Annotated in this window: 2 tRNA genes and 1 rRNA gene; all 3 read right to left on the bottom strand. The window is 46.9% G+C overall.

Annotation, left to right across the window (positions count from 1 at the left end):
• Positions 1-312: 312 nt before the first annotated feature.
• Positions 313-388 (bottom strand) — tRNA-Ala (locus AC1DB0_RS29820).
• 37 nt (positions 389-425) lie between these two features.
• Positions 426-502 (bottom strand) — tRNA-Ile (locus tag AC1DB0_RS29825).
• Positions 503-634: 132 nt separating this feature from the next.
• A 16S ribosomal RNA gene (locus AC1DB0_RS29830) occupies positions 635-759 on the bottom strand; the annotation flags it as partial.

Genomic DNA, 759 nt, shown 5'->3' on the forward strand with positions numbered 1-759 from the left:
GCACTTAGTCGCTTGATCCTATAACGCTGTAGGCTATAGGACCTGAGTATTAGCGTTTGTGCCGTTCATAAGTTTCAAAGCAGTCTGAAGTTATTCACYTCAGTCTTGAGAACTTGGAACAAAATAATGCAATCACAACCCGTACTTATTTTCTTCAGCTTGCGCTGAGTACTYAATAAGTACATTTCGTTGTGCTTCTTCCAGATTGTTAAAGAACGAATATAGCTGTTRRGTAAAACCYAACKCATAACRCTGMMARCAGCGCTATGMGTTAGCYTCTACATCACCACCGAAGTGATATTTGAGAATCAATGGTGGAGGTGAACGGGATCGAACCGATGACATCCTGCTTGCAAAGCAGGCGCTCTCCCAGCTGAGCTACACCCCCATATTCCACACAGTGAGAACACTTGCGCAAAATATTTTGGTGGGTCTGGTTGGATTCGAACCAACGACCCCCGCCTTATCAAGACGGTGCTCTAACCAACTGAGCTACAGACCCAAAACCTTCTCGGATCAGTAGTCAGGTTGCTGCAGACCCAGGGAAGAATCCCTCGACCCAAGCCTACAACTGATCCCAGCTATATTAAACAACCGATAAGAGTGGACRCTTAACACGAGCACTTAAGCTCTGAAAGGAGGTGATCCAGCCGCACCTTCCGATACGGCTACCTTGTTACGACTTCACCCCAGTCATGAATCCTACCGTGGTAATCGCCCCCCTTGCGGTTAGGCTAACTACTTCTGGTAAAACCCACT

Source organism: Achromobacter sp. 10T422 (genome assembly GCF_056394065.1).